This window comes from Roseomonas acroporae, from assembly GCF_023223525.1.
Taxonomy (GTDB): Bacteria; Pseudomonadota; Alphaproteobacteria; order Acetobacterales; family Acetobacteraceae; genus Roseomonas_E; species Roseomonas_E acroporae.
This window is the reverse complement of record NZ_JALPRX010000094.1, coordinates 1-8,900: the sequence shown is the minus strand read 5'-3', so window position 1 is coordinate 8,900 and position 8,900 is coordinate 1. Positions and strand designations below refer to the sequence as shown.

Here is an 8,900-nt window from a genome sequence, read left to right as displayed (position 1 = left end):
GCCGCCGCCAGCGGGAAGAACGCGCCGATCGCCGCCGTCAGCGTGCCGGCGCCGACGCCGCGCAGCAGCGCCCGCCGCGTGGCGTCCGGGCCCAGGACCGCACGCGCAACGGCAGCGTCCACGGCCTGCGCGGCAGCCGTCTCCGCCGCCGGCGCGGCAGCATCGCCGATGCCCGCAGCGCCGGCTGCGTCGCAGGACAGGCTGCCATGGCGCGGGCAGGCACAGCCCGGCCCGAGGCAGTTTTCCGGATCGAAGACGTCCTGAAACAGTCTTGCCACAGCCTGCTCCCGATGCTCGGCCGCCCCGACGCGGCGATGAACGATCTGTCGCAGGCGCTTTCGCAAACCGCGTGCCAGGGAGCCCCCGGGACCGACGGCGCGCCAAGGCGTTGTTATCGAAGGATATTATCGGGCGGCTCGAGTACGAAATGTCGTGGGGCACGAAATTCCGTGCTGCCGGGAACGAAATTTCGTAGGAAAGGCGATGCCCGCCCTCGAAGGCGACCTCGCCGACCAGCTTCCCGTTGCCCTGCTGACCTTCGACCCGCTGGAGGACCGCATCCTGGCGGCGAACGGCGCGGCCGCGCGCCTGCTGGGGCCGGCCGCGCGGCCCGGACAGCGGGTCAGCGCCTGCTTCCCGGCGCAGGGTGCCGCCATGGTCGTGTTCACCCAGGCGGTGCTCGACCGCGGCCAGGGCTGGACGCGCGACATCGCGGTCAACGACGCGTCGGGCGTTCCGTGCGAGGTGGAGATCGAGGCACGGCTGCTGCCCGGGCCCGGCGCGCCCCGCATCCTCGCCCTGCTGCACGACCTGCGCGAGCGGCAGCGGCGCGACCTGGAGCGCGAGGCGCAGGGCTACCTGCGCAGCGGCATCGAGGGCTGGCGCCGCGCCGAGGCGCTGTTCCGCGAGATCGAGCAGGAGAACCGGCTGATCCTGAACGCGGCGGGGGAGGGCATCTTCGGCGTCAACGCCGAGGGCATCACCACCTTCCTCAACCCGGCGGCGGAGCGGATCCTGGGCTGGCGGGCGGCCGAGATCGTCGGCCGCAACATGCACAGCCTGGTGCACCATCGCCGCCCCGACGGCAGCCACTACCCGGACGAGGACTGCCCGATCTACGCCGCCTTCCGCAACGGCATCGTCCACGAGGTGGACAACGAGGTGTTCTGGCGCAGGGACGGCGCGCCGATCTGGGTGGAGTACACCTCCACCCCGCTGCTGGACGGCGCGCAGCCGGTGGGCGCGGTGGTGGTGTTCCGCGATGTCTCCCGCCGGCGGGAGGCGGAGGAGCGGCTGCGGCTGGCGCTGGCGGAGGTGGACCGGCTGCGCCAGCGGCTGGAGCTGGAGAATGCCTACCTGCAGGAGGAGATACGCGGCGACAGCCACGGCGAGATCGTCGGTCGCTCCGCCGCGACGCAGACGGTGATCCGGCAGGTGGAGCTGGTCGCGCCCACCGACGCCACCGTGCTCATCACGGGCGAATCCGGCACCGGCAAGGAGCTGATCGCCCGCGCCATCCACGCCGCCAGCGCGCGCCGCGACCGGCCGCTGATCCGCGTCAATTGCGCGGCCATCCCGCGCGAGCTGTTCGAGAGCGAGTTCTTCGGCCATGTGAAGGGTGCCTTCACCGGCGCGCTGCGCGACCGGCTGGGCCGCTTCGAGCTGGCGCATGGCGGCACGCTGTTCCTCGACGAGGTGGGCGAGATCCCGCTGGAGCTCCAGGGCAAGCTGCTGCGGGTGCTGCAGGAGGGACAGTTCGAGCGGGTGGGCGAGGAGCGGACGCGCGACGTGGACGTGCGCGTCATCGCCGCCACCAACCGCGACCTGCAGGCCGAGAGCCGGCGCGGCGCCTTCCGCCGCGACCTGTTCTTCCGCCTCAACGTGTTCCCGATCGGCGCCGTGCCGCTGCGGGACCGGCCGGAGGACATCCCGCTTATCGCCTCGCACATCCTGGCCAATGTCGGCCGCAAGCTGCGCCTCGCCGGCCTCACCCTGACCCAGGGCCACGTGCAGCAGCTCTGCGGCTACGAGTGGCCCGGCAACGTCCGCGAGCTGGAGAACGTGATCGAGCGCGCCGCCATCCTCTCCCGCGAGGGGCGGCTGCGCCTCGACCTCCCGGCCGCCGGGCCTCCCGCTGGGCCGCACCCCGGGCGGGGGGCCGGGGCGGACGCCGGATCGGGCCGCGCGCCGCCCGCCGCGCCCGCGATCGAGACGGAGGCGGAGCGGCACGAGCGCGATCGCGCCAACATCCTGGCGGCGCTGGAGGCCTGCGGCGGCCGCGTCTTCGGGCCGCGGGGGGCGGCCGCCCTGCTGGGGCTGCCGCCCACGACCCTTGCCTCACGGATGAAGCGGCTGGGGGTGCCGCGCCGGTAGCGCGGGAATCCGGCGCCGGGACGGACCGGTGGGAACGGGTGGGCGGGAACGGGCCGGCGGCCGTGCCGCCCCGCGCTGCCGCCCCGCGCTGACACCGGGCCGCGGCCGGCACCGGACTTTCCCGGGCTGGGCTTTCCGCCCGCCCATGGTACGAAGGCCGGGCAGGCCCACGGATCCCGGCCGGACGCCGACACGTCCGCACGGTCCGTCCCCGGCCAGGAACCGGCCCCCGGAAAGGCGGCCGACGGGAGGACGACGATGCCGCCAGGAAGTCCAGCACCACGCCATCCCTGGTCGCGCCGCGCGGCCCTCGGCCTCGCGGCCGGCCTGGCCGCGCCGGCCCTGGTCCGTGCCCAGGCGTTTCCCGATCGCCCGATCCGCCTCATCGTCCCCTGGCCGCCCGGCGGCTCCGCCGACGCGCAGCTCCGCTCGATGGCCGAGATCGCCGGCCGCAGGCTCGGCCAGACCATCGTCGTGGAGAACCGCTCCGGCGCCAGCGGCACCCTCGGCGCGCAGTACCTCGCCACCCAGGCGCGGCCGGACGGCTACACCGTCACCCAGATGCACCTCGGCATCGTGCGCCGGCCCTACCTGCTGCGCACCCCGCCCTGGGACCCGGCCACCGACTTCACCTACATCATCGGCCTGACCGGCTGGCTGTTCGGCGTCGCGGTGAAGTCCAGCAGCCCGATCCGCGACTGGGCCGGCTACCTCGCCACCGCCCGCGCCCGGCCCGGCACGCTGACCTACAGCACCAGCGGCATCGCCACCACCAACCACCTCGCCATGGAGGAGATCGCGTCGCGCGAGAAGGTGGAGCTGGTGCACGTTCCCTACCGGGCCAGCAACGAGGGCGCGACCGCCGTCGCCGCCGGGCAGGTGGACAGCATCGCCGACAGCTCCGCCTGGGCGCCGCTGGTCGAAGGCGGCCAGCTCCGCCTGCTCTGCGTCTGGTCGGCCGAGCGCGCCGCGCGCTACCCCGACGTGCCCACCCTGCGCGAGCTGGGGATCGACATGGTGGTCACCTCGCCTTACGGGCTCGCGGGGCCCAAGGGCATGGATCCGGGCGTGGTGCGGATCCTGCACGACGCCTTCAAGGAGGCGCTCTTCGATCCGGCCAACGCGGCCGTGCGCGCCAATTTCGACATGCCGCTGCAGTACCTCGATTCCGAGCAGTATCGCGCCTTCATCCTGCAACGCATCGACTACGAGCGGCGCATGGCCGAGCGGCTGCAACTCCGGCTCGACTGAGCCGCGCCGCCCGGACGCCGACCTTCGCGCCGGTCGGCCTGCCGGCCGGCGGAAGGAGCACGGCGATCGACCGGTGCCGGCGGGAGCTGGCCTGGGCCTGGCGGCTGGCCGTCCCTGTGCAGGAAGGGGAGGCCGACAGGCTGCGGCGCAACTTTCTGCGAGGCGGCAGGTGGGCTAGGCTTCGTCCCCGGCCGGGGGCGTGCCGAAACGGTAGCCGGAAGAGACTTAAAATCTCTCGGGGGCTTCCCCCGTGCGGGTTCGAATCCCGCCGCCCCTACCGGCTGCCCGGTGGTGAGACCTCCTCGGCGGCCCTGGGCGGCGGAGCCTGCGCCGGCGAACACCATCGGCGAAGGCCGCCACCCCTGCCGGGCCCGGGCCAGGCAGGCGCCGGCGCGGCCTGCCCAGGGGTGGATCGCGGCGCAGGCATGCCCGCCTGCCCGGCCCACTGTTCCCGCACGAAACTTCGGGGGTTTGCGCGGGGCGGATCGCCGACGGGCGGACAGGCCCGGCGACGTGAAGCCGTTCCGAAGCAGGGGCTCGCAGCGAGCCGCAATCCCGATCGGGCTGCGGCTCGCCATGGGCCAGGGGAGGGCCAGGCCCGCCCCGCCGGCCTCACCCCGCGAAGGGGTCGCTCACCACGATGGTGTCGTCGCGCTCCGGGCTGGTGGAGAGCAGCACCACCGGCGCCTCCACCAGTTCCTCGATGCGCTTGACGTACTTCACCGCCGCCGCCGGCAGGTCGGCCCAGGAGCGGGCGCCCATGGTGCTCTCCTGCCAGCCCGGCATGGTCTCGTAGACCGGCTCGGCGGCGGCCTGCGCGGCGCGGCCGGCCGGCAGCCGGTTCATCACCTGGCCGCCGATCCGGTAGCCGGTGCAGACCTTCAGCTCGTCCAGCCCGTCCAGCACGTCGAGCTTGGTCAGCACCAGCCCCTGCACGCCGCCCACCTTCACCGCCTGGCGCACCAGCGCCGCGTCGAACCAGCCGCAGCGGCGCGGCCGGCCGGTGACGGTGCCGAATTCGCGGCCCCGCTCGCCCAGGCGCTTGCCGATCGCGTCGTGCAGCTCGGTGGGGAAGGGGCCGGAGCCGACCCGGGTGGCGTAGGCCTTGGCGATGCCGAGCACGAAGCCGATCGCGTTCGGGCCGATGCCCGCGCCCGCCGCCGCGTTGCCCGCCACCGTGTTGGAGGAGGTGACGTAGGGGTAGGTGCCGTGGTCGACGTCCAGCATCACCGCCTGCGCGCCCTCGAACAGCACGCGGCGGCCCTCGGCGCGGGCGGTGGCGAGGCGCTCCCAGACCGGCTCGGCGAAGGGCAGCAGCTTCGGCGCCAGGGCGAGCAGCCCGTCGAGCAGCGCCTGCTTTTCGAACGTCTCCGCGCCGAGGCCCTTCAGCAGCGTGTTGTGGTGCAGCAGCAGCTCGTCGAGCTTCTCGCTCAGCACCTCGGGCTCGGCGAGGTCGCAGAGGCGGATGGCGCGGCGCGCCACCTTGTCCTCGTAGGCCGGGCCGATGCCGCGCCCGGTGGTGCCGATCCTGTGCTCGCCCCGCGCCGCCTCGCGCGCCTTGTCCAGCGCCGGGTGCAGGGGCAGGATCAGCGGCACGTTCTCGGCGATGCGCAGGTTCTCCGGCGTCACCGCGAGGCCCTGCGCGCCCACCCGGGCGATCTCGTCCAGCAGCGCCTGCGGGTCCAGCACCACGCCGTTGCCGATGATGCCGAGCTTGCCGCGCACCACGCCGGAGGGCAGCAGGCTCAGCTTGTAGGTCTGGTTGCCCACCACCAGCGTGTGGCCGGCATTGTGGCCGCCCTGGAAGCGCACGACGATATCGGCGCGGCTGGCGAGCCAGTCCACCACCTTGCCCTTGCCCTCGTCGCCCCACTGGGCGCCGATCACGGCGACATTGGCCATGGCTACAGAGTCTCCCCGAACGGCACGGCACGGCCGTTCTCCAGGACGTGGGTGCAGCGCAGCGACTGCGGTGTGTCGGCCGCGGAGAGCGCGGCCACGGTGGCGTAGCCGGCCGCGCGCAGGGAACGCGCCGCCGCCGGGTCGGTGCCGGCCGGCAGGAACAGGCGCGGCCGCAGCGGCGCGGGCCGCGCGGCGCGCAGCACGGCGTGCGGATAGAGCGTCATGCCCGTGGCGGGCTCGTTGCCGGCGCCGCGCCCGAGGGCGGTGTTGGCCGGATCGCCGGGCGAGAGGTAGCGGCCGCCGCGTCCCAGCTCGCCGGTGCGGCCCGGCCCGTACAGGGTGAAGGCGACGCCCACATGGTACTGGAAGCCGCGGAACTCCACCGGATCGAGCGTCACGCGCAGGCCCGGGGCGCGGGCGCGGATCGCGGCGACCACGGCGGCGGCGTTGTCGGCGATGGCGCGCGCGGCCGGCGGCAGGTTGGCCGCCTCCAACGCCGCCAGCGCGCCGTCGGCGAGGCCGGCGGCCTGGAGCAGCGCGGGCAGCGGGGCGAGGGCCGGGGCGGCGATCGGGTTGGCGCGGCCGCATTCGGCCACCAGTGCCGCGGTGGCGGCGGCGTCCTTGCGGTCCAGCGCGTGGGCCAGGCGCTGGCGCGCCGGGCCGGCGAGGTGGGCCGCCTCGAACAGCGCCGGCGCCAGGGTGGGAAGGGTGACGTCGAGCGTCGGCGCCACGCCCACCGTGTCCAGCGCCTCGGCCGCGACCAGCGCCACCTCGGCATCGGCCTGCACCGTCTCGGCGGGGCCGCGGCCGCCGATCAGCTCGATGCCGGCCTGCGGCAATTGCCGCTCGGGCTGCAGCTGGCTGCCGCGCACCCGCAGCACCTGGCCGGAATAGCAGAGGCGCAGCGGCCGGCTCTGGCGGGCGAGGCGGGTAGCGGCGATGCGGGCCACCTGCGGCGTGGTGTCGGCGCGCAGCCCCATCATGCGCTGGCTGACCGGGTCCATCAGCCGGAAGGTCTGCTCGGCCAGCGCCGCGCCGGAGCCGGCGAACAGCCCCTCCTCGAATTCCAGCAGCGGCGGGCGCACCCGCTCGTAGCCGTGCCCGGCGAAGACGGCGAGCATGGCCTCCACCAGCGCCGCCTCCCGCTCGGCATCGGGCGGCAGGAGGTCGGCGAGGCCGGCCGGCAGCAGGGCGGGGTTCAGCGCGTCGTCGCTCACGCACCGCGCATAGCCCGAGCGGGCGGCGGAGGCCAGCCCGGCCGTGCCGGCGCCGCGTCCGGGAGGCCCGCGTCAGGGAGGGACGGGCTGCGCGCCTGCGACATGCCCCGGCAGGTCGTTCCCCGGCCGTGCCGCCCGGCTTGCGCCCGGCACGCCACGCCCCGGACCATCCGGCGCGCCGTGCCTCGGGACACCCGGCGCGCTGCGCCTCGGGACACCCGGCGCGCTGCGCCCTGGAATTCCCGGCGAGCCGCGCCCTGGAACCCCCGCCGCGCCGTGCCCGGCCAGCGCCCGCAGCCCGCGCTGGGCCGGACGCTCCACCAGCAGGTGCACCGCCGTCGCCAGCAGCAGGCTGACCAGGATGGCGGCCAGCAGCGCCGCCGCCTCCCCGAGGCCGTCCGCGCGCAGCGCGTTCATCGCCACCCAGCCGATCGAGCAGTGCAGCAGGTAGAGCGGGTAGGAGATGCGGCCGAGGAACAGCAGCGCCGGGTGCGACAGGGCGCGCGGGCGGAAGCGCAGCGCCGCCCAGAACAGCGCGGCGCAGCCGAGCGTCATCGGCAGGTAGTGCTCGCCCTCCTCCGCCGGCACGCCGGGCTGGATGCCGAGGGCGGGCATCAGCAGCGCCCAGCCGAGTGCCAGCCAGGTGACGCCGGCGGGCCGGCCGAGCAGGACCACGCAGAGGCAGATGCCGATGATGAAGAACTGCCCGAAATGCAGCAGCGTGGCGGTGGCGAGCGGCGGCGGCAGCGCCGCGCCGGAGAGCCGCACCGCCAGCGCCGCGGCAAGCCAGAGCAGGCAGAACCATTCGAGGCGAAGGCCCGAGCGCGCGGCGCCGCGCAGCGCCGCGAGGAGCAGCGCGTAGAAGGCCAGCTCCTGCGCCAGGGTCCAGTAGACCGCGTCCACGCGACGCACGGCGAGGAAGTCCTGCAGCATGGTCAGGTTGACGAGGATCTCCGCCGCCGTCGGCGCCTCCAGCGTGTGGAGGGGATCGAGGCGCAGCACCGCGCTTGTGCCGAGCACCGCCACCCAGTAGGCGGGAAGCAGCCGCGCCGCGCGACTCCAGGCGAATTCGCGCAGCGAGGCGGCCCGCCGGGCGGATGCCACGATCACGAAGCCGCTGATGACGAAGAAAAGCTCGACCCCGAAGTAGCCGGCCCGGAATTCCGGTATCCGCGCGTAGGGCTCGCCGATCCAGCGGCCATAGATGGAGGTGAAATGGTAGAGCAGCACACCGAGGGCCGCGATGCCGCGGAGCGCGTCGAGCTCGGCGATGCGGCCGGGCGCGGCGAGAGGGATCCCGTCGGGGCGGAAGACATGTTGCAGGCTTGTGTCGCGCGTGAATCCGGCAAGCGGGGCCCTGTCCTGCACGTCGTGGAACCTGTTCCGGCCGCCGGCGCGGTCGCTGCCGCCCTTCTGGCGGGCAGGCCGGCGGCTGGCGCGGCGCAGCATGCGCGGCCGGCGGTGAAGAAATCCGGAACCGTGCGCGCCCCCTCGCCCTTGCCCACGTCGCGCCGTGCCGCCCTCGCGGCGCTGGCGACGCTGCCGCTCGCGCTCGCCGCCTGCCAGGAGCCGGGCGGCACGCACCTGATGGGCATCGGCGACCCGATCCGCGGCGCGGCCATCTCGGCGCCGCAGACCTTCGGCAACATGTCCCGCTTCAACGGCCGCCCGGCCGAGGCGGCGGAGGCGGCGGCGCAGCTCGAATTCCTCGCCAGCGCCATGCCGGCGCATCCGCGCTACCAGACCAGCGTCCAGCCCACCGTGTTCATGCAGCTCACCCGCGCGCGGGCGGAGATGCGCGACGCGATCGGCATCCGCGCCGACGCGCCGGCCGATCCGGTGATCGCGGCGCTGCGCACGGCCGCGGCGGCGCTGCGCGACGGCAACCTGCAACGGGCCCGGGTGGCGCTGACCACCAGCGACTTCCTCAACCCGCCGGATGTCACGCTGCAGCGGCTGGGCAGCCTGCCGCGCCTGCCGCGCTCGGCCGAGGCGGCGGGGGGCGTCGCGATCGCGATCCAGAACCTCGGCATCCGCAACCGCGGCATGTGATGCCCGGCGGCGCCCGCCGACCCGTCCGGGGCTCCTGCCCCGGACCCCGCGCCGAGGGGCCGCGCCGTCCATCGGACGGGGGCATCCTCTCGCGCCGTTCGCGGC

General features: G+C 75.0%; 6 protein-coding genes, 1 tRNA gene and 1 pseudogene. 4 read left to right on the top strand and 4 right to left on the bottom strand.

What is annotated here, in order from left to right:
* Positions 1-344: pseudogene (locus M0638_RS20300) on the bottom strand (hypothetical protein); the annotation flags it as partial.
* A gap of 139 nt (positions 345-483) precedes the next feature.
* Between M0638_RS20300 and M0638_RS20295 the strand changes: the two are divergent.
* The 3 genes from M0638_RS20295 (at position 484) to M0638_RS20285 (ending at position 3,901) form a co-directional block, all read left to right on the top strand.
* Complete coding sequence (locus M0638_RS20295; protein ID WP_248668831.1) at positions 484-2,373, top strand: sigma 54-interacting transcriptional regulator; 1,890 nt, start codon at positions 484-486, stop codon at positions 2,371-2,373.
* A 258-nt stretch (positions 2,374-2,631) separates the two neighbouring features.
* Complete coding sequence (locus M0638_RS20290; RefSeq protein WP_248668830.1) at positions 2,632-3,624, top strand: tripartite tricarboxylate transporter substrate binding protein; 993 nt, start codon at positions 2,632-2,634, stop codon at positions 3,622-3,624.
* Positions 3,625-3,817: 193 nt separating this feature from the next.
* Positions 3,818-3,901 (top strand) — tRNA-Leu (locus tag M0638_RS20285).
* Between the two features lie 335 nt (positions 3,902-4,236).
* On the opposite strand, the gene M0638_RS20280 is transcribed toward M0638_RS20285, so the two are convergent.
* The 3 genes from M0638_RS20280 to M0638_RS20270 form a co-directional block, all read right to left on the bottom strand.
* A complete protein-coding gene (locus M0638_RS20280) occupies positions 4,237-5,526 on the bottom strand; it encodes an adenylosuccinate synthase (protein ID WP_248668829.1) in 1,290 nt (429 codons plus the stop codon).
* A 2-nt stretch (positions 5,527-5,528) separates the two neighbouring features.
* Positions 5,529-6,743, bottom strand: coding sequence for an ATP phosphoribosyltransferase regulatory subunit (locus M0638_RS20275; RefSeq protein ID WP_248668828.1), 1,215 nt, complete (start codon positions 6,741-6,743; stop codon positions 5,529-5,531).
* 72 nt (positions 6,744-6,815) lie between these two features.
* Positions 6,816-8,111, bottom strand: coding sequence for an acyltransferase family protein (locus tag M0638_RS20270; protein ID WP_248668827.1), 1,296 nt, complete (start codon positions 8,109-8,111; stop codon positions 6,816-6,818).
* 93 nt (positions 8,112-8,204) lie between these two features.
* Between M0638_RS20270 and M0638_RS20265 the strand changes: the two genes are divergently transcribed.
* Positions 8,205-8,795, top strand: coding sequence for a hypothetical protein (locus tag M0638_RS20265; protein ID WP_248668826.1), 591 nt, complete (start codon positions 8,205-8,207; stop codon positions 8,793-8,795).
* Positions 8,796-8,900 lie beyond the last annotated feature (105 nt).